At 62.7% G+C, this 23011-nt stretch carries 20 protein-coding genes and 1 riboswitch; of the genes, 13 read left to right on the top strand and 7 right to left on the bottom strand.

Translation table 11 applies throughout. From position 1 onward, the window contains the following. Positions 1 to 5: 5 nt before the first annotated feature. The 7 genes from VNZ93_RS17700 (at position 6) to VNZ93_RS17670 (ending at position 10147) form a co-directional block, all read left to right on the top strand. On the top strand, positions 6 to 1157 hold the full coding sequence (locus tag VNZ93_RS17700; protein ID WP_325708050.1) for a DegT/DnrJ/EryC1/StrS family aminotransferase: 1152 nt from the start codon (positions 6 to 8) through the stop codon (positions 1155 to 1157). Positions 1158 to 1236: 79 nt separating this feature from the next. Continuing rightward, on the top strand, positions 1237 to 2799 hold the full coding sequence (gene murJ, locus VNZ93_RS17695) for a murein biosynthesis integral membrane protein MurJ (RefSeq protein ID WP_325708047.1): 1563 nt from the start codon (positions 1237 to 1239) through the stop codon (positions 2797 to 2799). Between the two features lie 250 nt (positions 2800 to 3049). Next, positions 3050 to 4138, top strand: a complete 1089-nt coding sequence (locus VNZ93_RS17690) for an efflux RND transporter periplasmic adaptor subunit (RefSeq protein ID WP_325708045.1) — start codon at positions 3050 to 3052, stop codon at positions 4136 to 4138. Positions 4139 to 4147: 9 nt separating this feature from the next. Continuing rightward, complete coding sequence (locus VNZ93_RS17685) at positions 4148 to 7315, top strand: multidrug efflux RND transporter permease subunit (protein WP_325708042.1); 3168 nt, start codon at positions 4148 to 4150, stop codon at positions 7313 to 7315. A gap of 311 nt (positions 7316 to 7626) precedes the next feature. Next, positions 7627 to 8067, top strand: coding sequence for a c-type cytochrome (locus VNZ93_RS17680; protein WP_325708038.1), 441 nt, complete (start codon positions 7627 to 7629; stop codon positions 8065 to 8067). A gap of 114 nt (positions 8068 to 8181) precedes the next feature. Next, positions 8182 to 9096: a cytochrome c gene (locus VNZ93_RS17675; protein ID WP_325708035.1), complete on the top strand. Its 915-nt coding sequence runs from the start codon at positions 8182 to 8184 to the stop codon at positions 9094 to 9096. A gap of 133 nt (positions 9097 to 9229) precedes the next feature. Further along, positions 9230 to 10147, top strand: coding sequence for a DMT family transporter (locus tag VNZ93_RS17670; RefSeq protein WP_325708032.1), 918 nt, complete (start codon positions 9230 to 9232; stop codon positions 10145 to 10147). Positions 10148 to 10150: 3 nt separating this feature from the next. On the opposite strand, the gene VNZ93_RS17665 is transcribed toward VNZ93_RS17670, so the two are convergent. The 4 genes from VNZ93_RS17665 to VNZ93_RS17650 all read right to left on the bottom strand — a co-directional run bounded on the left by VNZ93_RS17665 (position 10151) and on the right by VNZ93_RS17650 (position 13327). Further along, positions 10151 to 10387, bottom strand: coding sequence for an Lrp/AsnC family transcriptional regulator (locus VNZ93_RS17665; protein WP_325708029.1), 237 nt, complete (start codon positions 10385 to 10387; stop codon positions 10151 to 10153). 104 nt (positions 10388 to 10491) lie between these two features. Then, a complete protein-coding gene (locus VNZ93_RS17660; protein ID WP_325708026.1) occupies positions 10492 to 11079 on the bottom strand; it encodes a HupE/UreJ family protein in 588 nt (195 codons plus the stop codon). Further along, positions 11076 to 11657, bottom strand: coding sequence for a HupE/UreJ family protein (locus VNZ93_RS17655; protein ID WP_325708023.1), 582 nt, complete (start codon positions 11655 to 11657; stop codon positions 11076 to 11078). Before VNZ93_RS17655 ends, VNZ93_RS17660 begins: the two co-directional genes overlap by 4 nt. 2 nt (positions 11658 to 11659) lie before the next feature. Continuing rightward, the gene (locus tag VNZ93_RS17650) at positions 11660 to 13327 is read right to left on the bottom strand and encodes an FAD-dependent oxidoreductase (RefSeq protein WP_325708017.1); all 1668 of its coding nucleotides are present in this window, start codon (positions 13325 to 13327) and stop codon (positions 11660 to 11662) included. A 121-nt stretch (positions 13328 to 13448) separates the two neighbouring features. On the opposite strand from VNZ93_RS17650, the gene VNZ93_RS17645 reads away from it, so the two are divergent. From VNZ93_RS17645 to VNZ93_RS17625, 5 genes are all read left to right on the top strand, one after another. Beyond that, positions 13449 to 14426 (top strand): tripartite tricarboxylate transporter substrate binding protein, encoded by a 978-nt coding sequence (locus VNZ93_RS17645; RefSeq protein ID WP_325708015.1) that lies wholly within the window; start codon positions 13449 to 13451, stop codon positions 14424 to 14426. A gap of 107 nt (positions 14427 to 14533) precedes the next feature. Next, a riboswitch (TPP riboswitch) is annotated at positions 14534 to 14647 on the top strand. Further along, the gene (gene thiM / locus VNZ93_RS17640) at positions 14637 to 15398 is read left to right on the top strand and encodes a hydroxyethylthiazole kinase (RefSeq protein ID WP_325708013.1); all 762 of its coding nucleotides are present in this window, start codon (positions 14637 to 14639) and stop codon (positions 15396 to 15398) included. It overlaps the preceding riboswitch by 11 nt. Continuing rightward, complete coding sequence (gene thiE / locus VNZ93_RS17635) at positions 15395 to 16057, top strand: thiamine phosphate synthase (RefSeq protein WP_325708011.1); 663 nt, start codon at positions 15395 to 15397, stop codon at positions 16055 to 16057. The genes thiM and thiE overlap by 4 nt, the downstream gene beginning before the upstream one ends. Continuing rightward, complete coding sequence (gene thiD, locus VNZ93_RS17630; protein ID WP_325708008.1) at positions 16054 to 16863, top strand: bifunctional hydroxymethylpyrimidine kinase/phosphomethylpyrimidine kinase; 810 nt, start codon at positions 16054 to 16056, stop codon at positions 16861 to 16863. Before thiE ends, thiD begins: the two co-directional genes overlap by 4 nt. Then, positions 16860 to 17927, top strand: a complete 1068-nt coding sequence (locus VNZ93_RS17625) for a TRAP transporter substrate-binding protein (RefSeq protein WP_325708006.1) — start codon at positions 16860 to 16862, stop codon at positions 17925 to 17927. Before thiD ends, VNZ93_RS17625 begins: the two co-directional genes overlap by 4 nt. Here VNZ93_RS17625 and VNZ93_RS17620 read toward each other — a convergent pair. The 3 genes from VNZ93_RS17620 to VNZ93_RS17610 all read right to left on the bottom strand — a co-directional run bounded on the left by VNZ93_RS17620 (position 17852) and on the right by VNZ93_RS17610 (position 21940). Continuing rightward, entirely contained in the window at positions 17852 to 19162 is a 1311-nt protein-coding gene (locus VNZ93_RS17620) for a GNAT family N-acetyltransferase (protein ID WP_325708004.1), read from the bottom strand. The two genes, VNZ93_RS17625 and VNZ93_RS17620, sit on opposite strands and share 76 nt — an antisense overlap. Before the next feature lie 139 nt (positions 19163 to 19301). Next, complete coding sequence (locus VNZ93_RS17615; RefSeq protein WP_325708001.1) at positions 19302 to 20153, bottom strand: fumarylacetoacetate hydrolase family protein; 852 nt, start codon at positions 20151 to 20153, stop codon at positions 19302 to 19304. Between the two features lie 926 nt (positions 20154 to 21079). Further along, a complete protein-coding gene (locus VNZ93_RS17610) occupies positions 21080 to 21940 on the bottom strand; it encodes a DUF3800 domain-containing protein (RefSeq protein WP_325707998.1) in 861 nt (286 codons plus the stop codon). A gap of 12 nt (positions 21941 to 21952) precedes the next feature. Here VNZ93_RS17610 and VNZ93_RS17605 point away from each other — a divergent pair, with 12 nt between their 5' ends. Further along, a complete protein-coding gene (locus tag VNZ93_RS17605; RefSeq protein ID WP_325707996.1) occupies positions 21953 to 22096 on the top strand; it encodes a hypothetical protein in 144 nt (47 codons plus the stop codon). Positions 22097 to 23011: the final 915 nt, after the last annotated feature.

Here is a 23011-nt window from a genome sequence, read left to right as displayed (position 1 = left end):
TCACGATGAACCAGCACGCCCGCGTCGACATAAAGCCGATTCCGTTTATCGATGTTGCCGCCCAGCGCCGCAGGCTTGGCAAGGCGATCGACGAGGCGACCACCCGCGTCCTCAATCATTGCCAGTTTCTGATGGGGCCGGAAGTCCTGGCGTTCGAGGCGGATCTTGCGGCCTTCTGCGGTGCCAAGCATGCCTTGTCATGCTCCAGCGGCACCGATGCGCTGGTGATGACGCTGATGGCAAAGGGCATCGGACGCGGCGACGCGGTGTTTTGTCCGACCTTTACATTCTGCGCCACCGCTGAAGCGGCAGCGCTGATCGGCGCGACCCCGGTCTTCGTCGACGTTCATGCCGATACCTTCAACATCGATGTCGCCAGCCTGAAATCGGCGATCGCGACTGCCAAGGCGAAGGGCTTGACGCCCAAGGCCGTGATCCCGGTCGATCTGTTCGGCCTTCCGGCGGATCACGATGCGGTCGCGGACATCGCTGCTGAGGAGAAGCTGTTTATCCTCGACGACGCAGCGCAGGGCTTCGGCGGCACCTACAAGGGGCGCAACATCGGTACGTTCGGCCATGCTACCGCAACCAGCTTTTTCCCGGCGAAGCCGCTGGGCTGCTACGGCGACGGTGGCGCCGTGCTCACAAACGACGACGAACTGCTTGCGGTTCTCAAGAGCGTCCGCGTGCACGGAAGCGGATCTGACAAATACGACAATGTGCGGCTTGGTCTGACAGCGCGTCTCGACACCATTCAGGCGGCCGTGCTGATCGAGAAGCTGAAGATTTTCCGTGACGAGATCGAGACGCGAAATCGCGTTGCTGCGCGCTACAATGCCGCGCTGCGCGATGTGGCGACGGTCCCGGTGGTGCCGGAGGGCTATCGTTCGGTCTGGGCACAATACACCATCCGCCTCGCACCGGGGCGACGCGATCCCTTGGCGCGCGCCCTGCAGGCTGAGGGAATTCCGACCGCGATCTACTATGCCAGGCCGCTGCACAAGCAGACCGCGTACAGCAGTTTCCCGGTTGCCGAGGCCGGGCTCCCCATCAGCGAGCGCCTTGCCGACGAGGTGATTAGCCTGCCGATGCATGCGTATCTCGACGAGGCGACGCAGGACCGTATTGTGGATGCGGTGCGACGGGCGCTGCGCTAGGCTACACCGTCATTCCGGACGCCTGCGTGGGCGGGCCAGTCCGGAGTGACGGGCAACATGGCTGCCGCAGGTCATTGGTGTGATCGGACGCATTTTCACTGTCGGCGGCTTCACGCTCATTTCGCGCATCACCGGCTTCGCGCGCGATATCATGCTGGCGGCGATCCTGGGCGCAGGACCAATCGCCGACGCGTTCTTCGTCGCTCAGCGTCTGCCCAACCATTTCCGCGCGATCTTCGCAGAGGGCGCGTTCAACGCCGCTTTCGTGCCGGCCTATGCGCGCATCCGTACGCAGGGCGGGCCTGATTCGGCCAAGCTGTTTGCCGACCGCGTGTTCACCATGCTCGTGGCGGTTCAGCTCGTGCTGCTCGCGATTGCCCTCGCATTCACGTCCGGGGTCATCGACCTGCTCGCGCCGGGGTTCAGGGACGATCCCAACCGGTTCGCGCTGGCGACGGAGCTGACCCGCATCACCTTTCCCTATCTCCTGCTGGTCTCGCTGGTGACGCTGTATGGCGGCATCCTGAATTCCATCCACCACTTCGCAACACCCGCGGCCGCGCCGATTCTGCTCAACCTGTCGATGATGGCGACGCTGGCGCTTGCGGCCTTCTTCCCGACAGCCGGTCATGCCGCCGCGTGGGGTGTTTTTATCGCGGGTATTCTCGAGCTGCTTCTGGTGATGGGGGATGCCGGCCGCGCGCAGGTGATCGCGTGGTTCAGCTGGCCGAAAATCGACGAAAATGTGCGCAAGTTCTTTCGTGCGCTGGGACCTGCCACTGTCGGCTCTGCCGGCGTCCAGCTTGCAATGTTTGCCGACACCATCATTGCGAGCTTCCTCGCGGCCGGCGCGATTTCTGCCCTCTATTATGCGGACCGCATCAATCAGCTGCCCATCGGCGTAATCGGAATTGCGGTCGGCACCGTGCTGTTGCCGGAGATGTCGCGTCGGCTTGCGACGGGCGACGACGTTGGCGCGCGTAACGCACAGAACCGTGCGATCGAGTTCACTTTGCTTCTGACGATTCCGTGCCTCGTGGCATTCTTGCTGATCCCGGACCTGATCATGCGGGCGCTGTTCCTGCGCGGGAAGTTCACGGGAAACGACGCACTCGCTGCCGGAGCGACGCTCGCGGCCTACGCGATCGGGCTCATTCCCTATGTGCTGATCCGCAGCATGACCGCGCCGTTCTTCGCGCGCGGCGATACGGCAACCCCTGTGAAGGCATCGTTGGCGGCAGTCGCGATCAACATCCTGATCAAGATTGCCCTCATGGGGCCGCTGGCGCAGGTCGGTCTCGCTATCGCGACCGCCGTCGGGGCTTGGGTCAATCTCGGGCTGGTCATCTTCTTTGCATCGCGTGCCGGCATTGCGGCACCGGACGGACGGCTGAAGCGCTCGATGGTGCTCCTGACCGCTATCGGCTGCGTATTCGGCATCGTCCTGTTCTTGTCGTCGCGCGTCGTGGCCGCGCTTTATCGCGATCTGCCGGCGTTTCGCGACGAGGCCGCGCTGGCAACGCTGGGCATCGTCGGTGCCATCGTCTATGCTGGCTTGGTGTGGGTGTTGCTCGGACGCAACTGGTTTCGCGCATTTCGAGGCGAGAAACCGGTCCCTGCGGCGGCCTCCAAACCGGATTAACCGATTGCGTGGCATGGACAATCGACCTGCCCCTCAATAAGAGGCGGGTTGCCGGTGATGTTTGAAGTTTAAACCAAGCGTCCCTATGTGACCCGCTGGGGACTGAGCCTAGCTCGAGCTGTAAATGACTAGACTAAAGTATTGGCGGTCCGCTGGCACCGCCCTCGTCGTGCTTTTGAGCATGAGCCTGGGTGGGTGTGGGCAAAATCAGCAGCAACAGCAGGCCGCGCTTCCGCCGCCCGCAGTCACTGTGGCTGTTCCCATCGAGCGCAACGTCACCGATTTCGATGAATATGTCGGTCGTTTCATCGCGGTGGATTCGGTGGAAATCCGAGCGCGCGTGTCCGGCTACCTGGACAAGATTGATTTCAAAGATGGGCAGATGGTGAAAGAGGGCGACCTTCTCTTCACGATCGACAAGCGGCCGTTCCAGACGGCCCTCGACCAAGCGAAAGCCAATCTGCAGCGGGCCAAGGCAGAGCTGGCCTTTGCGGAAGGGGACCTTGAGCGCGCCGCGCAGTTGGTGCGCGACAAGACAATCACGCAGCAGACATTCGATCAGCGCACGCAGGTGAAGCGCGTCGCCGAAGCCAATGTCGCCGCGCAGGAAGCGGCTGTGCGTCAGGCCGAACTCGATCTCCAGTTCACCGATCTGCGTGCGCCGGTCAGTGGACGGATCGGCGACCGTCGCGTCTCCGTTGGTAATCTCGTCACCGGCGGGACCACCGGCAACACGACGCTCCTTGCCACCATCGTCTCCACCGATCCGATCCGCTTCGAGTTCACGTTCGATGAAGCGTCCTACCTGCGCTACGAGCGCCTTGCCGCCGGCGGCAATGTGAATGCGAGGCGCGACGACATCGCCGCGCGCGGCGGTTCGACGCTCGTTCGTCTGAAGCTGATCGACGAGAAGGATTACAACCACATTGGGCGGATGGACTTCGTCGATAACGTGATCGACCGCTCGACCGGTACAATTCGCGGACGTGCGGTGTTCGCGAATGCCCAGGGCATTTTCACACCCGGCATGTTCGCTCGCATCCAGGTCCCGGGCTCGGCGCCATACACCGCATTGGTGGTTCCGGACACGGCCATCGGCAGCGAACAGGCGCGCAAGTTCGTCTATGTCGTGCGGCCGGACGATACCGTCGCGCAGAGATACGTGCAGCTTGGCCAGTTGTCCGATGGCGACCGCGTCATCAAGAGCGGCATCGAGCCGACAGATCGGGTCATCATTGAAGGCCTGATGCGCGTGAGGCCCGGCATGAAGGTCACGCCGCAGGGAGCGCCGGCTTCCGTGCCGGCCGCGGCTGCTGCTTCCGGTACGGCGCAGAAGTAGGCCGCGGCCATGAAGATATCGCACTTCTTCATCGATCGGCCGATCTTCGCGGCCGTTCTCTCGACAGTATTCATTATTCTGGGCGGCGTCGCCTTCCTGCGTCTGCCGATCGCGCAATACCCGGAAATCGCTCCGCCGGTCATCAACATCACCGGACAATATCCCGGCGCCAGCGCCGAGACGGTTGCCGACACCGTTGCTGCTCCAATCGAACAGCAGGTCAACGGCGTCGAGGGGATGCTCTATATCTCCTCGAACTCGACCGCGGACGGCCGCTTTTCGATCTCTGTAACGTTCGAGCTCGGGACCAACCTCGATATCGCGCAGGTGCAGGTTCAGAACCGCGTATCGACGGCGACGCCAAGACTGCCACAGGCCGTGCAGCAGATCGGTGTGACCGTCGCGAAAAGTTCGCCCGACATCCTGATGGTGGTGAACCTGTTTTCACCGGACCAGTCGCGCGATCCGATCTTCCTGACGAATTACGCCAACCTGCAGATCAAGGACGTGCTGACCCGCCTTGACGGTGTTGGCTCAATCACTGTGTTCGGTGCTCGCGATTTCGCGATGCAGATCTGGCTCGATCCCAACCGGTTGCAGTCGCTGAACCTGACCGCGCAGGATGTCACGGCCGCGTTGCAGGGCCAGAACATCCAGGTGGCATCCGGTGTCCTGAACCAGCCTCCGGTCGAGAACCAGCTCGCCTTCCAGGTTGCGGTCCGGACCCTCGGCCGACTTTCCGATCCGGTTGAATTCGGCAATATCGTCGTAAAGCAGAGTCCGAACGCGGTCGTCCGCATCAAGGATGTGGCGCGAGTCGAACTCACCGGACAGGATTATTCTTCCTCATCCTATCTCGGTCGCGATCCGTCGGTCGCCCTGGCCGTTTTCCAGCGGCCCGGTTCGAATGCGCTGGCGACCGGTGAGCGCATCCGCAAGACGACAGCGGAGCTCGCAAAGAGCTTCCCCGAGGGGATGACATACACGATCATCTACGATCCGACGCAGTTCATCAGCCAGTCGGTGGATGCGGTGATCGAGACCATCTTCGAGGCGGTGATCCTCGTCGTGCTCGTGATCGTTCTGTTCCTGCAGACATGGCGGGCAGCGGTGATCCCGATCGTGGCGATTCCGATCTCGCTGATCGGCACGTTCTTCCTGATGAGCGTCTTCGGCTTCACCATCAACAATCTGTCGCTGTTCGGCCTCGTGCTGGCGATCGGTATCGTGGTCGACGACGCGATCGTCGTTGTCGAGAACGTCGAGCGCAACATCGCGAACGGTCTGTCTCCCCGCGAGGCCGCGATCAGATCCATGGACGAGGTCGGCGGGGCGCTGATCGCGATCGCACTGGTGCTGTGCGCGGTGTTCATTCCCGCCGCCTTCATCACCGGCATTTCGGGCCAGTTCTACCGGCAATTCGCGCTCACCATCGCAGGCGCGACCGTGATCTCCCTGATCGTGTCGCTGACCTTGTCGCCGGCCATGTGCGCGCTGCTGCTCAAGCCGCATCGTACGGGGCACCAGGAGGCGTGGTGGCAGAAGCCTTTCGGAATGTTCTTTCGCGGCTTCAACCGGGGCTTCGGCTGGCTGTCCTCACGCTATGGCTGGCTGGCCGGCAAGACCGTGCGGTTTTCCGGCCTCGTTCTGGTGCTTTATGCGGTCATCATCGGGCTTGGTCTCAATGAATTCCGCAAGGCGCCGACCGGATTCATTCCGCAGCAGGATCTCGGCTATCTGATCGTCGCCGCGCAATTGCCGCCGGGCGCTTCGCTGGAGCGCACCGACAAGGTGATGCGGCGTGCGGCGGATCTTGCGCTCAAGACGCCGGGCGTGAAGAACGTGATCAACATTGTCGGTTTTTCTGGCGCGACCTTCACCAATGCTCCCAACGCGGGCGCGATCTTCGTCATCCTCGATCCCTTCGAGCAGCGGGCGAAGGATCCGCGCCAGTCGGCGGCCGGCATCCAGGGCGCGCTGTTCGGACAATATGCGGCGATCAAGGAAGGCTTGATGCTCGTTGTGCAGCCGCCACCGGTGCAGGGCATCGGCAATGCCGGCGGTTTCCGCATGATGGTGGAGGATCGGGCCGGACGCGGGCCGGAGGCGTTGCAGCAGGCCGTCGGGGCCATGATGGGCCGCGCGGCGACCACACCGGGCCTCATGCAGGTCTATTCGCTGTTCGAAGTGTCGACGCCGCAGCTGTTCCTGGATATCGACCGGACCAAGGCGCAGCTCCTCGGCGTCAGCATGCCGGACGTGTTCAACGCGCTGCAGGTCAATATCGGCTCCGCCTACGTCAACGACTTCAACCTGTTCGGGCGGACGTTCCGCGTCCAGGCTCAGGCCGCGGCGCCGTTCCGGCTGGAGCCGAGGGACATCCTGAATCTGCGGGTCCGCAATTCGGACGGCAACACCGTGCCGATCGGTTCGTTCACCACCATTCGCGACATTACTGGCCCGTACCGGGTGCCGCGCTACAACCTCTATCCGGCGGCCGAACTCGATGGCAGCGCCGCGCCTGGCTACTCGCAGGGACAGGCGATCCAGATCATGGAAAAGCTTGCCGCGGAGACGCTGCCGGCCGGCTTCGCCTATGAATGGACGACGCTCGCCTTCCAGCAGATCCGCGCCGGCAACACCGCGATGTTCGCTTTCGTTCTTGCGGTGGTGTTCGTGTTCCTGGTGTTGGCCGCGCAGTATGAAAGTCTGACGCTCCCGCTGGCAGTCATCATGATCGTGCCGATGTGCCTGATCGCGTCGATCACCGGCGTGGTTTTGCGAGGGATGGATAACAACATCCTAACCCAGGTTGGCTTCATCGTCCTGATCGGTCTTGCGGCCAAGAACGCGATCCTGATCGTCGAGTTCGCCAAACAGCTCGAAGAGCAGGGGCGCAGCCGTTGGGATGCGGCCAAGGAAGCCGCCGAACTGCGATTGCGCCCGATCCTGATGACGTCCCTGGCCTTCATCCTCGGCGTCATGCCGCTGGCGATTGCCATTGGCGCGGGCGCCGAACTGCGCAGGGCGCTCGGAACATCCGTGGTGTCCGGCATGATCGGCGTCACGATTTTTGGCCTTCTGTTCACGCCGGCGTTCTATGTGCTGGTGCGCTGGATCGAGGACAAGTTCAGCCGGCGAAAAGCAAGCAATGTGCCGGTCGAACAGAAAGGCTGACGGACCTCGCTGGTAAGGTTCGTCCCGGACGGCGGGCGTTCGCAAAGAGGGCGATCCGCCGTTCGCGGCCTGGGCCGCTGCGCGTCCGCTTCCACCGTCCGGCGGCTGATATGCCGAGAGCTTGCGTTCGCCTCACGCGAACGCTCATCGTCTCTGTCCCATCGTCCCATCACGCCTTCGTGATGCGCTTTGATCGGCGTGGGGAATGGCGGTCGCGTGACTTTTTAGGAATAACAATCTTTCGTCCGGGTTTGCCGGTCACCAGCCTTGCTTTCCTGCCTTCCGTCTTTCGAAAACCACGGGGAGTTCCCATGATCGTCCGCACTGCCGTCTGTGCCGCGCTTGCCGTTGCTCTCAGTGCCTCTGCGGTTATCGCCCAGTCCAAGGCGATCGCAGAGCGCAAGGAAATCATGAAGGGTGTCGGCGCAGCCGCGAAGTCCGGCGCTGCCATGGCGCGCGGTTCTGCGCCGTACGACAACGCCAAGGCGGTCGAGATTTTCGTGGTTTACGCCAATGCGGCGGAAAAGATGCCGGGACTGTTCCCTGACGATTCCAAGACCGGTGGCGAGACCACGGCGTCTCCGAAGATCTGGGAAGACATGAACGGCTTCAAGGCCGCGATGGCGAAGTGGGGAGCGGAGGCCAAGGCGGCTCAGGGATCGGTGAAGGATATCGACAGCTTCAAGACCGCCTTCGGCGCGATGGGCAAGATGTGCGGTGGCTGCCACGAGGTTTACCGGGTCTCGAAATAGGGATTCCCCAGATTGTGAAATCATGGGGCGGCCATCCATTCGGGTGAGCCGCCCCAGTCTTTTCCGGGCGCGTCCGACCGCCTAACATCGCTTTCGGGAAACAGGGAGAACCGCATGTTGCGCAAGCTCGTTCTTCTGGCGGTCGTTGCCGGGCTCGTAGGATTCGCTGCGTTCTGGTTTGTCACGAGGCCAGCGACCGTGTCGGCGAGCGCGCTTGCGGCGCATCAGCCCAATCTCGAGAACGGAAAGCTGATGTTCTACGCGGGCGGTTGCGCATCCTGTCACGCGACGGAAGGTCAGAACGACAAGCTGAAGCTCGGTGGAGGCCACCCGCTGCATTCGCCGTTTGGGACATTCTACGCTCCGAATATCTCTCCCGATCCGAAGGCCGGCATTGGGGCTTGGACCGAGCAGCACTTCGTGAATGCGATGCTGAAGGGCACGACGCCCAACGGGTCGCACTATTTCCCGGCCTTTCCGTTCACGTCCTACCGGATGATGCCGATTGCCGATGTCCGCGATCTATTCGCATTCATGAAGACACTGCCGCCGGTGCAGGACGCATCGAAGTCGCATGATGTGCCGTTCCCGTTCAGCCTGCGGCTGCCGCTTGGCGGCTGGAAGCTTCTGTTCTTCGACGATACCGCGTTCAAGCCGGATCCCACCAAGTCAGCCCAATGGAACCGCGGCGCCTATCTGGTGAACGGCCCGGGCCATTGTGCGGAATGCCACTCGCCGCGGAATCTGCTGGGCGGCATCGTGTCGGGTCAAAGATTCGCTGGGGGGCCGAATCCGGAAGGCAAGGGCTGGGTCCCTAACATCACGCAAGCGGGTCTGAAGGACTGGGCGGAGGACGAGATCGAGTATCTGCTCGAAACCGGCACAACGCCATCGGGCGATACGGTTGGCTCCAACATGGGGCCCGTCATCCGCAACACCTCGCAGCTATCGAAGGAAGACCGGGCCGCCATGGCCGTCTATCTGAAATCGCTGCCGCCGGTGGAAGGGCCGAAGCGCCCCGGCAAGTGATCCTGGCAAGTCGTGACCCGCCTGCATTGGCGTCATGCGGCGCGCCGCCTTGCGCGTGCCGCATCTATCGGCGACACGGGGTCTGGCTGATTGTGCCTGCCGGGTGCGCCGCGTGGCGCGATCTTCCGTTCCCATGAATGTTTACAAGGCGATTCTGTTCACGCTGATCTCGTCGCTTCTTTTTGCGGCGATGTCGGCGCTTGTGCGTTTTTCGGGGGAAGTGGCGCCAGTCGGGCAGACGGTCTTTTTCCGCGCCGCATTCGGCATCATCCCGATTACGTTGTTCGTCCTTTTTCGCGGCGAACTGATGCAGATGATTCGCACGAATCGCCTGCGCGGACATGCGGGCCGCGGCGCTTTCAGCGTGTGCGGCATGTTCCTGAATTTTGCGTCGCTCGCGCGCCTGCCGATCATCGATGCCACGGCGTTTTCGTTCGCGTCGCCGCTCGTGACCGTGGTGCTGTCGGCAATCTTCCTGAAGGAGCGAATCCGGATCTATCGCTGGTCGGCTGTCGTTCTCGGATTTATCGGCGTGCTTGTGATGCTGTGGCCGCATTTCGATCCCTCGCGATATGTGGGGCTCGCAACAACGGCGACCGCGATCGGCGCGCTCTGCGGGCTGGCGGGCGCGATCATCAACGCCGGTGCGGTGATCCAGACGCGCCGCCTCACCGACACCGAGACGACATCGTCTATCGTGTTCTATTTCTCGCTGTTCTGTGCGCTGGTGAGCCTGGCAACCTTGCCATTCGGCTGGATATGGCCCTCGCCGATGCAACTCGTGGCCTTGATCGCGACCGGCCTGATCGGCGGCCTTTCGCACATCTTTCTGACCGAGAGCTATCGACTCGCGCCGCAATCGATCGTTGCCCCGTTCAACTACACGACGATGCTGTGGGCGCTCATCTTCGGCTACGTGTTCTTTGATGAAATTCCGGTGCCGATCGTTCTGGTGGGCGCGAGCATCATCGCGGCGGCCGGACTTATCGTGGTGTTCCGCGAGCGGCAGCTCGGCAAGCGCGAGATCGACGCTCCGCCGCCGGCACCGTGAGGCTCAGAACGCCTTGAAGGTGATGATGGTCAGCGTGTCCTGGATGCCGGGAATGACCTGCACCTTCTCGTTGACGAAATGGCCGATATCGACCGACGGGTCGACATAGAACTTCACCAGAAGGTCGTAGTGACCCGCGGTCGAATAGACCTCCGATGCGATTTCGGCATCGGCAATCGCGTTGGCCACCTCATAGGACTTGCCCATGTGGCACTTGATCTGGACGAAGAAGGGGACCATCGAGCGTCTCCGTGAAGCACGTCAGGCCAATCCAGCAAAAACCCCAAGCCTTGGCAAGCGAGCAAGCCTTGGCAAGCGAGCAAGGCTTGGCAAGCGAGGGCGGCTTAGGCCCCCATCCTGAGCGCGAGCGCCATGATCGCGCTGGCTGCGATCCACGATCCGGCAATGCGGATGCCGAGCGTCCTGACAGACGCGGGTAGCGTTCGCGAGATCCGTGCCGCGGCGGCGACGAGAGCGGTCGCAGCGAGGGCGCTACCGGTCAATGCCAGCGCGGTCCCGGATATCGTGAGCACCGGCGGCACCGAATCGAAGATCACGGCGATGGCGACCGCGATGGTAACGACGATCGCGACCGGCGCGGGCGGCGCCAGGTTCGAGGCAAGCAAAACGCCGATCGCAGCTCCCAGGCACAGAACGAGGTTTTCCGCCTGCATTGCGCTGCAGGCGAGCGCGACCAGTGCGAAGGCTGCAAGCGTTCCCGCGGCGAAAATGGCGAGCAGTAGAAGCTCGGTCCTCCGCGCGAGCGTACCGGCCATCAGGCCGAGTCCAATCAGGGTCAGCGCATGCGCCGGAACCAGCAAGGGATGCAGCAGGCCGCCGGGAAACCCTTCGATGCCGGGAATGACGGTGTGCGCCCATGTGGCGTCCGGCATAAGAAGCAACAGGGCTGCGGCATGGGCCGCTCGCCTCATATCAGCCGGCCGAGCAACACAAGTCCGGCCATCGCGATCGCGCCGCCGGCAGCACGGACCGCCATGCGCCCGCGGGGAAATTGGGTGAGCAATCCAAATCCGATGCCGGCGAGATGCAGCAGCCCGGTCGCAACCACAAAGCCCAGCGCGTAGGCGAGGGCGTTGGCGCCATCGGGCAGTTCGGTGCCATGAGCATGACCATGGAAGATTGCGAAAGCGCCGACGATCACCGCGGTGATTGCAAGATGCGGCTTTGCCGCGAGCGCAACCATCAGCCCCAGCACCACCGCAGACACGGCGATCCCGATCTCGATACCCGGCAAGGGCAGTCCGAGAATGCCGAGCACGGCGCCAAGCGCCATGACCAGCGGAAACACGACCGGCAGGAGGACAATTGCCGGTGCCCCGAGGAACGCTCCCCATAGGCCGACCGCGAGCATTGCTGCGATGTGGTCCGGGCCGAGCAGGGGATGCATGAACCCGCCCGCAAAACCGCCGGCCAGTCCGTCCGCCGTATGCGCAAAGGCAGGCGATGCCGATGTCAGCGCCGCAACGATGATGGTCGCGAGGCGCTTCATCGTCAGGCTGCCTGCCGTGCCGCAGCCGCGACCGCTCCGCGGATCAGATCCACCAAGGCGAGAGGATCGGACGGCTCGGTATCGCCGCGCCATGCGATGTGCTGGTCCGGCCGGACCAGCGCAAGCTTGTGCGGGTAGAGTTCGCCTGCGCTCTCCGCCGGCAGATCGACCACGACGAGGGGCACGCCGCGATGCGCTGCCGCTTGCACAAGGCCCTCCACATGCACGGAAGGATCGAAGCGCAACAGCGAGTAATCCGGACCGAGCAGATCGTAAAGAGAGCGCCCGTCCGGCAGGAAGAAGTGCGGTGCGCGGCAGCCCGGCACGGTGGACGGCGTGAACTCCGACATCGTGTAGGTCGGATGCTCGCCGCCGTCATAGGCGATGATCGGCGACTGAGCGTAGAAATAGCCGAAGTTCAGGCCGCCGCAGCAATACTGATTGACGTTGAGGTCGTAGGCTTCCTTGCCGACGCGGGCGCGCACGGCGTCGCCTTCCGGTCCGGGGAGTTCGACTTCGGGCGGCGTTGCCTTGCGCTGGCGCATGTTGTTGAGCGCCATCTCCATGGCGAATTTCGACACCTGCTCGGTGATCGGCTGGCGCTCGCGCTCGTACGCGTCGAGCAGCGAAGCGGGCGCCCAGCCGTTCAGCACGGCAGCCAGCATCCACGACATGTCCATCGCGTCGGCAATCCCGGCATTCATGCCGTAGCCGGCATACGGGATCCACAAATGCGCGGCGTCGCCCGCAATGAATGCGCGGCGGTCGCGGAAGCGGTCTGCGACGAGCCTGCGGCCGGTCCAGTCTTCCTTGGACAGAACTTCGTAGGTGAAGTCGTCGGGAACGCCGAGGATGGTTCGAAGCGCCCAGTCGCGGTCGATCGAGTCGAAATCAGGCTCGCCGTCGTAAAGATGGTTGTGGATGAGCCAGGTCTCTTTCCCGTCGATCGCGATCACGGTGCCGCAGCGGCGCGGATTGAGCGACAGGTACATCCAGGCCCTCTTGCCCGGCATCATGCCGAGCAGTTGCGGCGCGCGAATGTAGGTCGATTGCACGCGCTGGATCACCGGCGTCCCCGACAGCGTCGCGCCGATCCTGCGGCGGACCATTGAGCGGCTGCCGTCGCACCCGGCCAGATATTTGGCCTCGATCTGGAAAGTCTCGCCGGTGTCGAGATCGCGCGCGGTCGCGGTGACGCTGTGATCGCCCTGCGTGAAGTCCTCGATCATCGTGCGGTTGAGGATGCGCACGCCGGGCATTGCTGCCGCATGCGCAAACATCACGGGCTCGAGAAATGTCTGGTTGATGCGGTGCGGCGGTTCTGGTGTCGGCCACCAGGTATCGGGACCGCCGGTCGCCGTGTAGCGCTCGTTCCTGGCCGGGATCGGAATACGGGCGAGTTCGATGCCGGTCGACGTCGTGCGATAGGATGCATCGTTCGGATAATCGGCCGGGAGCCCGGTGTCGCGGACCTTCTGCGCCAGACCGAGGCGGCGGAAGGTTTCCATCGTGCGGGCCGAGACGTGGTTGCATTTCACGCTTGGCGGCTCGCCGGGATATCTCGTTTCGGCAACGAGTACATCGATCCCCCGCCAGGCGAGGTCCATCGCCAGCGTGAGCCCCACTGGGCCGCCGCCCACGATCAGAACACTGGTCTTTTCCTGTCTCATGTCACTATGTCGCAATTGGAGGCCGCGCGTCTATCATCGAAGCTGCGCTTCTATCACGGAAGCGGATCGCATATCATCGTCCGATACGGGAACAAAGATAAGCCCCGGGGAGGAGTTCAGAATGCCCATTTTCGCGCGGGTTTTGGTCGCGGGTATTGCGGCCTTGTTGTCCATGACGGCGGTTGCCGCCGCGCAGGGCTATCCCAACCGCCCCATCAAGTGGATCGTCAGTTTCCCGCCTGGTGGTTCGACCGATGTGGTCGCTCGCGCCATGCTGCCGAGCCTGGAGAAGCGGCTTGGCCAGCCGGTGGTCATCGAAAACCGTGGCGGCGCTGGCGGCAATCTCGGAACTGACGCGGTCGCCAAATCGGCGCCTGATGGCTACACCATCGGTTTCTCTGCAGCCGGCTCGCTAACGGTCAATCCGAGCCTGATCGAGAAGATGCCGTACAATGTGGAGAAGGATCTGATCCCGATCACGCTGGTCGGCACTTCGCCTTTCATCCTGATCGCATCGCCGAAATTCGAGCCGAAGACGTTGGCGGATGTCATTGCCCTCGCCAAGGCCAAGCCCGGAGAACTGAGCATCGGTCATGGCGGTAATGGCACCGCGATGCATCTCACGGCGGCGCTCCTCAACCAGATGGGCGGCATTACGACGACGCTCGTGCCGTATCGCGGCAGCGGACCGACGACTGCGGATGTCGTCGCCGGGCATATTCCCCTCGGCATCACCGATGGACCCTCTGCGATGGGGCAGATCAAGGGCGGCGCGGTGAGACCGCTTGCCGTCTCCTCGCTCAAGCGCGAATCGAGCCTGCCGGATGTGCCGACCTTCGACGAACTCGGACTGAAAGGTTATCTCTCCATTGGCTGGTACGGTGTGCTTGCGCCGGCCGGTACGCCGCCGGACATCGTCAAGAAGCTGAACGAGGTTTTCGTCGAGACGCTGAAGGAGCCCGAGGTGGCGGCGCGCATCCGCAGTGTCGGGGCCGAGCCGTCGCCGATGACGCCGTCGCAGTTCGATGCCTTCATCAAGGCCGAAACGAAGAAATGGGCGGACGTCATCAAGAAGGCCGGCATCAAGGCGTCGAACTAGGACCTGAAACCAGGGCGTGCATCGACTGTTCCGGGTCCGCGTTTTTCACACGCGCTGCGGACCCGGTCGGTTCGCTTGCATCGCCCGCAAAGCCGTCCTAGATAGCGAGCAATCTCATGGGGTGCGCGGCGGATCGGCCGTCGTGCTGAGAGGCGCCTGTCGCCAACCCATCGAACCTGATCCGGGTCATGCCGGCGGAGGGAGTGAGAGATGCGCGCGCCAGAGGGCGATCTTGCCGAACACGCTGCCGATTTGCTGGAGCGCCTGCGCGCGCGCCAGCCGCGTGTCCATTGCATCACCAACGCCGTCGCTCAGACCTTCACGCCCAACGTCCTGCTCGCCGCCGGCGCGATACCGTCGATGACGGTTTCGCCCGACGAGGTTGCAGCGTTTTCCGCGCGCGCCGATGCGCTCCTGGTCAATCTCGGTACCTTCGACGCGGGGCGGCGCGCGGCGACCGAGATGGCGCTCGCGCAGGTCACGAAGGACGGCAAACCGTGGGTACTTGATCCCGTGCTGATCGACCGGTCCCCGCCGCGGGCCGATTACGCGCGTTCGCTGCTTGCACACCGGCCGGCCGCGATCCGGATGAATGCGGAGGAGTTCGCAACGCTGTCAGGCGGCGGGTTGCCGCAGGATTTCGCGGCATCCTGGGGGACCATCGTTGCGATCACCGGTGAAACCGACATTGTCAGCGACGGCTCGCGGACCTTCAGCATTGCCAATGGCCATCCGTTGATGGGCCGCGTGACTGCAATGGGTTGCTCGGAATCGGCACTTGTTGCCGCTGCGCTCGCGCTCGAGCCCGATCCGCTGAAGGCGGTCGCAGCCGCTGTCCTGATTGTCGGAGTCGCGGGCAATATCGCCGGTGAAGCCGCGAACGGACCCGGGTCTTTCGGCGTTCACATTCTCGATGCGTTGTTCAATCTCGATCGCGCGGCGCTGAGGGCACGCGCAAGGGTTTCATCATGAGTGTCGATCTACGTCTCTATGCGCTTGTCGATCCGGACCGGAATGGCGGGCATGATCTCGGTGTGCTTTCGGGAATGCTCGTGCAGGGCGGAGCCACGCTCGTGCAATTGCGCGACAAGACCGGTTCCACAAGGCGCATGATCGAGGAGGCCCGCGCGATCAAGGCCGCCCTTGCAGGCAGCTTCGTGCCGCTGCTGATCAACGATCGTGTCGATGTTGCGCTCGCCGCCGGCGCCGATGGCGTCCATATCGGCTGGGACGACATGCCGGTTGCCGATGCGCGGCGCCTGCTCGGGCGAGAGGCCATCATCGGTCTGTCGATCAAGACCCGTGCGCAGATCGACGCCGCGCCGTTCGATCTCCTCGATTATGTCTGTATCGGCGGCGTGTTCGAAACCTCGTCGAAGGACAACAAGGAGCCGCCGGTGCGGCCGGAGGGCTTCGCAGCATTGGCGGCCTATGCGCGCTCGAAAGCGCCGAACATGCCGGTCGGCGCGATTGCCGGCATCGACGAAAGCAACGCCGCGGATGTGGTCGCGGCCGGTGCCGATGGCATCGCCGTCATCTCTGCGTTGTCGCTCGCATCCGATCCGGCGCAGGCTGCATCGCGGCTGCGTGCCATTGTGGATCGCGGTCTCGCGATGCGGGGTGCGGCATGACTGCGATTGCCGTTACCATCGCGGGCTCCGATTCCGGCGGCGGTGCCGGCATCCAGGCCGACCTGAAGACGTTCTCCGCGCTGGGCGTCTATGGAGCCTCGGTAATCGCTGCGCTGACCGCGCAGAACACCAGGGGCGTCACCGGCATCCACGATGTGCCGCCGTCATTCGTCACAGCCCAGATCGACGCCGTGTTCTCCGATCTTGCCGTCAACGCGGTGAAAATCGGCATGCTCTCGCACCCGGACGTGATTGCCGCAGTTGCCGACGGTCTCGACCGGTTCAAGCAGAAAAAGGTCGTGCTCGATCCGGTCATGGTTGCCGCATCCGGCGACCGGCTCCTCGTGCCGGAAGCGATCGAGGTGTTGCGCAGCGTGCTGATCCCGAAGGCCATGCTGATCACGCCGAACCTTCCGGAGGCTGCGGCTCTCCTTGAAACCGCGATGGCGCAGACCGAACGCGAGATGCGGGAGCAGGGCGAGAAGCTGCTCGCGCTCGGCGCGAAGGCCGTCCTGATGAAAGGCGGACACGGCTCGGGCGCCGAAAGCGTGGACCTTCTGATCGAGCCGAATGCCGTCGCGAGGCTCGCCGCCGAACGCATCGACACGCAGAACACACACGGCACCGGCTGCACGCTGTCGTCGGCGATTGCCGCCGGTCTCGCGAAAGGCATGCCGCTCGCCGAAGCCGTGCGCGAGGGCAAAGCTTACGTCACCGCCGCGATCAGGGCGTCGGATCAACTCAGCATCGGCCACGGCCATGGCCCGGTGCATCACTTCCATAACTTGTGGGGCCAGAATACATGAGCATTTCACGTCGTAATCTTGTCGCTGGCGCTGCCGTCGCAGGCGTTGTCGCCGCGCCGAATGTAGCGCGCGCGCAGACCAAACGCTGGCGCATGATCACGTCCTGGCCAAAGCGCTTGCCGGGACCGGGGATGTCGGCCGAGCGCGTCGCCGAGCGCATCAAGGCGCTGTCCGGCGGCCGCTTCGAGATCACGGTTTCGGCCGCAGGCGAAGTCGTGCCGGCCTTCGAGGTGCTGGATGCCGTCGGCGGCGGTGTCGCCGAAATGGGGCACACGGCGTCGTTCTTCTGGCAGGGCAAGGAGCCGGCCTCCGTCTTCTTCACCACCGTGCCTTTCGGACTGACGCCGAACGAGCATGTAGCCTGGGTGGATGCAGGCGGCGGTCAGGCGCTGTGGGACGAGCTTTATGCGCCGTTCGGGGTGAAGCCGTTCATGGGCGGCAATACCGGCGTCTGTATGGGCGGCTGGTTCCGCCGCGAGATCAGGAGCCGTGAGGACATGCGGGGCGTGAAGATCCGCTCGCTTGGTCTCGGCGGGGAAGTCTATCGCCGGCTCGGTGCGACGCCGCAGACCACGCCGCCCGCGGAAATCCTGACCAGCCTGCAATCCGGCGTTCTCGATGCTGCGGAGTTCACCGGCCCGGGGTCGGATATTGCGCTCGGCCTCTATCGCGTGGCGCCGATGTATTACGCGCCGGGCTTCAACAAGCCGAACGGGACCGGCGAGTGCATTGTGTCGCTCAAGGCCTGGAACTCGCTCGATGCCGAGATGAAGGCGATCATCTCGCATGCATGCGCCGCGGAAGCTGCATTCGCGCTTTCCGAAATGGAGCGGCTCAACATCGAGGCGCTGAATGCGCTGGTGACCCAGCACAACGTCAAACTGATGAGTTTCCCGTCCGACCTTGTCGCGGCAGCCTCCAAGGAATCGGTCGGGGTGCTGGCCGATCTCGCGAGCCGTGGCGCAACGGCGCGCAAGATACACGATTCCTATCTCGCCTTCCGCGAGCGGGCGTCGGCATGGTCCAGGATTTCGCTGCGCGCCGTGCTGGAGGCGAGGGGATAGTCCGGCCTGCCGCCTGAGGTTTCCGCTTTCGCAGGCGTGCGGGACGGCCACATCTCCGCGTAGTTCGGAAATTTGCGCAGCGTCTTGTCGTGGCGCGTCGGCTCGATCAATGGCAGGAGCCAGCGCAGCACGCGGTTGAACACCGGCGACGTGTGGCGGATGTAAAGATCGAGAGGCATGAGCCGGAAACGCAGTTGCAGTTTCGGCTCATAGCTCAAGCCGGTGCTGACCGAACGCTTGTAGCCGTTTGCGATGGCCCATGATGTGGTGTCGCGGAAGGCGCAATAGTAAAGGTGCTGCTTGAGAGCCACCGAATAGTCGAGGCCGAGATATTCGTTATAGAGCGTGTCGCCATGGATCATCGACACGCTGAACGCGACGGCCTTTCCCGACTGGCGCCAGACGAAGAACCGAACCTTGTCCGGCATCGCGCGCCCGAGTTCGCAGAGATAGTCCTTCGTCAGTTTCTCGAAATGCAGCGACGAGCGTTCGAAGACCTGCAGATAGAGCGGATAAACTTCGTCGATGACCGGCGTGATATCGCGCGTAACGCTCATCTCGACGGGCGCCGATCGATCCGCCGCACGAAACTTCCGGCGCAACTCCGAACGCAATTTCGCGCTCACGCCGCGTTGCAGATAATTCTCGAAATCGCAATACGGCAGATCGAGGCTCGCCATCGGGAAGCTCGGCATCCGGGCGAAGCCGTGATCGAGGAAGCAGTTCAGCGGCGCCCGATATTCCGCCGGAAACTCTTTCATCACGATCAGCTGTGCGCCGGCTTCGAACGCGCATTCGCGAAGCGCGCGTGCAAACCGGTCGATATGATGTTGATCCGATCCATCCTGTGCAAAATCGAGATGGCCTTCGCCGGCGGAGCATCCGACCATCAGCGTGCGCATCCGCAGGAAGCGTGGCCACCAGCCGCGCACGAAGCGCTCTGCCGCGCGTGACAGGGCGGGCACCCCCGCAAGCAGATCCTGGTCGAGCAGAAAGAAGGGCTGGATCGCGCGTACGTTGTCCCGGTCGTCCCTGATGATGAAGTATCGGTATGTGAAATCCGGGCAGAGCGTCCGCTCGATCAGCTCGTAATAACGGTGATCCTTGCGCTGGCGGGAAAAGGCGCGGCGCCAGTGCTTCACACGGGCAAGTTCGGCGCCTGTTACGACATCGACGCGGCCGCCTTTGGTCGCGCGGGCTGTATCGGTGCGTTGAATTATCTTCAAATCGGGCATGCATGGTTCCCGGGGTGCCCCGTCCCCGCGACAAGCCCGCTGCCGCCCCGAAGTTCCATTATCTTTCGGAGGCGCCGATCGCCCGTCATGCCGACAGGCGACCGGCTGTCTGCGTCCGCAGAACGGCCGTGAAAACGGCCTACTTCTTCAGTGCGACGATCTTCTGGGTCTGTTCGCCCAGTCCCTGGATACCGAGGGTCACGACATCGCCCGCCTTCAGGAATTTCGGCGGCTTCATGCCGAGGCCCACGCCGGGAGGCGTGCCGGTGACGATGATGTCGCCGGGCTCCATCACGAAGAACTGCGAGCAATACCAGACGAGGTGTTCGACACCGAAGATCATGGTGCGCGTGTTGCCACGCTGGCGCTTCTCGCCGTTCACGTCGAGCCACATGTCGAGATTTTGCGGATCCTTTATCTCGTCCTTGGTGACGAACCACGGCCCGATCGGACCGAATGTCTCGCAGCCCTTGCCCTTGTTCCACTGGCCGCCCGAGCGGTCGATCTGGAAGGCGCGCTCCGACACATCGTTCGCGGTGAAATAGCCGGCGACCGCGCTCATCGCCTTGCTCCGGTCGAGATAGCGCGCGCGCTTGCCGATCACGATGCCAAGCTCGACCTCGTAATCGAGCTTCTCGGAGTCCTTCGGGATGATGGTGTTGTCGTTCGGCCCGCAGATCGAGGTCGGCGCCTTGTTGAAGATAATCGGCTCCTTGGGGATCGGCATGCCGGCTTCCGCGGCGTGGTCCGAATAGTTCAGGCCGATGGCGATGAAGTTGCGCACATTGCCGATGCAGGCGCCGAGCCGGGGCTTGCCGGGCACGACCTTCAGGCGGTTCAGATTGGCGGCCTTGATCTTGGCGAGACCGCCCGACGCCAGCATCGCGCCATCGATGTCGGTGACGACGCGCGACAGATCGCGGATCTTGCCGTCCTTGTCGATGATACCGGGCTTCTCGCGGCCCGCCGGGCCATAACGCACGAGCTTCATGTCTCCCCCTGGGAATGTCGTCTGAATGTACGGGGCCGGACGCAAATCCGGCTGCCAGCTATGTCTGGCCCCGCGTGAATGGCGCGGACTATGCGTTGCCGGGCGGGGAGGGGCAAGGGACACCGGACGCTGGAAGGGCAAACGTCGGAAGGCAAAGCTCCGCCGGCCCTGTTGTTGTGACGGCGCGGGCGCGCCCATAGTCCCTCTCGCATTCCTTGCCCTGCAAATCGCAAGGGCGCGCGGAACGCCGGGCTTTCAGCCAGCCCATGGCCTCGTGTGCAAGTGTGAAAGCACACGAGATTGCAGTCACCACGGACCGCCGATTGCGTCGGCGTTCCGCGCGCGGTGTTTGAGGCTTGCTCCGCGAATCCCCTGGTGGCGTGACATTTTTAGCCACCACTCGGACGCCTTGCAGGCATCAGGAGGGACGAACCCTTGCCGACGCGTGCGCCTCGCCCAGTGACTGCCTGCCATGGCAGCCGGGTCATCCGCAGCTTGGGCCTCCGCGCCGCGCGATACGTCCTTCGCGCAACACGGCCACCGCATCCCGCCCCGCGTCTCGCGACGCTCATGAAACGCCCCTTGCAGCAGGGACGGGACAGGACGGAGTAGAGCAGGGGAAGGTGGCGGAAATAAGGAATTTAGTCCCAATTATCCGGGTGAGACCACAAGCCCGAAATGCTTTATTTGTGGCGCGGTTTGCAGTTTCGGCGCTGGAGCGCGTCTCTGCAATCTCGTTCAAAATGCCGGGATGAGACCATTTGGCTAGTGGAACGAATCCCGACCAAGCGCTATATATTGGGGTAAGGCGATGGGAATTCGCGGTCGGGTTACACCGGCCGCGAGGCAAGGTGGGGGCCCTGTACGCCGCGAAGTCCTGCGTTCCACGCGGGATATTCCTCCCGATAGGGAGGCTAAGGTAGTGGCTACGGGGCCTCCCGGCTTCGCCGTTTCGCTCTCTTGCTACCGGGGATCACGACGCGCCGTGCGGGCGTAAAGAGCCAATGTCGGTACGGATGAGTCCAGCGGCAATCATCGTCCGGCTGTCCGGTTGAGCGCCCGATATTGAAATTCGGATAGATGTCCTGAATGCGCGTGAGGATATGGCGATAGACGCGCTCCTTTGCCTTTGTGCGGCTTCCGCGGCGCGTCCCATTGCGGGCAGTCTTTTCAAGATGCTTGTCATTCAGCCTGAAATGCATCGCGCCAAGAACTATATCCAGGCACTGCAGAATCTCGTGTTCTTTGGAGTCGACATCCGCGATGTCGTCACGCGCGATTGCAATCCTTCGGTGGCGGAATGCGGGCGAACGAGCAAGGCCCGCGATGAAACCACGAAACTGTTCAACACGTTCGCGGGTGTCGGGGATTTGATCTGGATAAACGCGCAGTCGCACCCCGCCCGGAATGACGGGGGAACAGTGAAGTCCAAACGCGTGTTTTATGAACATGTAATAGAGGATGAAATATTTTTCATCGACATGCTTCCGCGTTAGCCCGCGAGCAACAACTGTATTCTGAGTGAACATGATGCGTATTTTGACGCGATCGGCTTTGACGTGATCAAAAAAACAATCAATCAACGCAATATATTTGCTTTCGTAATTCGCTGTGATCCGTGTCCACTTGGTTTCCTTGTGCAAGTTCTGCTCTGCTTTGCAGGCGCGCAAGGATGCCGTCACCGTCATGATATGATCGGACGTGACGAGTGCTCCACCATAGAAATTGGAAAAGTGGGTGCCCTTATCTTCTGACTCATCGCAATAGATGATATATTCTTTAGACATTGGCGGGCCGCGATGAATATGAAATCAGACGAACATTTCAGTCTCGAAGAAGCGCAGAAGCGTTTTGAGGCGGCGCTGCGAGGGGCGCGGATAGCGGGCGCTAAACGCAAGGCTGCGCCGAAGAAATCAAAAAACGTAAGAAAGCTTGAGAACTAGGAGTCCTGCGCCTACTGTTTTGCTACCGCGAATCATGGGGGTGACGACGCGGTGATTTACCAACGAAATTCGCAACCAAAGTTGCAACCAGTTCCGGGCCGCGAGGCTTAGGAAGAGTGGAGACGGCGGTTGCCGCCGCCGTCTCCGTTCGCGCTAGAGCACTTGGAAAAGGGGAAGCTGCTGAACCGTGTAACGGTTTGGCAGCCCCCGACAATGCGCCCTTACGTCTTCCCACTTTCCGAAACGGAAGCGCTGGTAGGCGCTGACCGAAACGGGCATGTGGATCGGACAACTCAGAACCATTGGCCTGATCTCCGGCAAGGACTGAGCCTCGCTGCTCCGGGCCGCACCATTGCGCCCCGTGTCTAGCGCGTTGGTTTGTCCGGGAAGATTGCCGTCGGTTTTTGCCGCCGATTCGCCAAATATACCATTGGCGGTCGGGATTCGCCGCACTCGTTCGAGCCCGCGTTTATCTGACCCAAATCCGCTTGACTCTGCGTTTTGGCGGCTGGTGATTCTTCTTCCGCCAGCGTTTGAAGCGGCCCACTTGCTCGCTGAAATCAGTGCAATTTCTTTGCGGGGAAAGGACCGAAGATCCGATACCTCCGGAGGGCATCGCCGTCATCGACACGGCTGGGACGCACTTCGTCCACTTGTCCGCGGAATGATTGTGTCCGGTCGGGACCGACGCCGCTCGTTTGGATGCTGCATTTCCTGAAACGAGCCCCTGGCCCAATCCCGACGAAAACTGGCATGGCGTCGCGTTACGGCCAAGTGTACCTCTGGTCCCGAACACACCGGGACCGCCATGACTCGCGACAGCCGCCACTTCCTGTTCCTGAACATCGGGCATTTCCTCGACCACATGTTCACGCTGATTTTCGCGACCGTGGCGGCGCTTGCGCTCGTGCGGGA

It is taken from the genome of Pseudorhodoplanes sp., from assembly GCF_035565795.1.
Taxonomy (GTDB): domain Bacteria; phylum Pseudomonadota; class Alphaproteobacteria; order Rhizobiales; family Xanthobacteraceae; genus Pseudorhodoplanes.
This window is presented reverse-complemented; position numbering and strand designations above follow the sequence as displayed.

Excerpts from the sequence above, each read along its gene's own strand:
- VNZ93_RS17605 (WP_325707996.1), top strand. The coding sequence starts at position 21,953 with ATGAATATGAAATCAGACGAACATTTCAGTCTCGAAGAAGCGCAGAAG.
- thiE (WP_325708011.1), top strand. The coding sequence starts at position 15,395 with ATGAGTGTCGATCTACGTCTCTATGCGCTTGTCGATCCGGACCGGAAT.
- thiD (WP_325708008.1), top strand. The coding sequence starts at position 16,054 with ATGACTGCGATTGCCGTTACCATCGCGGGCTCCGATTCCGGCGGCGGT.
- VNZ93_RS17675 (WP_325708035.1), top strand. The coding sequence starts at position 8,182 with ATGTTGCGCAAGCTCGTTCTTCTGGCGGTCGTTGCCGGGCTCGTAGGA.
- VNZ93_RS17625 (WP_325708006.1), top strand. The coding sequence starts at position 16,860 with ATGAGCATTTCACGTCGTAATCTTGTCGCTGGCGCTGCCGTCGCAGGC.
- VNZ93_RS17655 (WP_325708023.1), bottom strand. The coding sequence starts at position 11,657 with ATGAAGCGCCTCGCGACCATCATCGTTGCGGCGCTGACATCGGCATCG.
- VNZ93_RS17680 (WP_325708038.1), top strand. The coding sequence starts at position 7,627 with ATGATCGTCCGCACTGCCGTCTGTGCCGCGCTTGCCGTTGCTCTCAGT.
- VNZ93_RS17650 (WP_325708017.1), bottom strand. The coding sequence starts at position 13,327 with ATGAGACAGGAAAAGACCAGTGTTCTGATCGTGGGCGGCGGCCCAGTG.
- VNZ93_RS17665 (WP_325708029.1), bottom strand. The coding sequence starts at position 10,387 with ATGGTCCCCTTCTTCGTCCAGATCAAGTGCCACATGGGCAAGTCCTAT.
- VNZ93_RS17660 (WP_325708026.1), bottom strand. The coding sequence starts at position 11,079 with ATGAGGCGAGCGGCCCATGCCGCAGCCCTGTTGCTTCTTATGCCGGAC.
- VNZ93_RS17610 (WP_325707998.1), bottom strand. The coding sequence starts at position 21,940 with ATGTCTAAAGAATATATCATCTATTGCGATGAGTCAGAAGATAAGGGC.
- VNZ93_RS17645 (WP_325708015.1), top strand. The coding sequence starts at position 13,449 with ATGCCCATTTTCGCGCGGGTTTTGGTCGCGGGTATTGCGGCCTTGTTG.
- VNZ93_RS17685 (WP_325708042.1), top strand. The coding sequence starts at position 4,148 with ATGAAGATATCGCACTTCTTCATCGATCGGCCGATCTTCGCGGCCGTT.
- thiM (WP_325708013.1), top strand. The coding sequence starts at position 14,637 with ATGCGCGCGCCAGAGGGCGATCTTGCCGAACACGCTGCCGATTTGCTG.
- VNZ93_RS17615 (WP_325708001.1), bottom strand. The coding sequence starts at position 20,153 with ATGAAGCTCGTGCGTTATGGCCCGGCGGGCCGCGAGAAGCCCGGTATC.
- VNZ93_RS17670 (WP_325708032.1), top strand. The coding sequence starts at position 9,230 with ATGAATGTTTACAAGGCGATTCTGTTCACGCTGATCTCGTCGCTTCTT.
- VNZ93_RS17620 (WP_325708004.1), bottom strand. The coding sequence starts at position 19,162 with ATGCCCGATTTGAAGATAATTCAACGCACCGATACAGCCCGCGCGACC.
- VNZ93_RS17700 (WP_325708050.1), top strand. The coding sequence starts at position 6 with ATGAACCAGCACGCCCGCGTCGACATAAAGCCGATTCCGTTTATCGAT.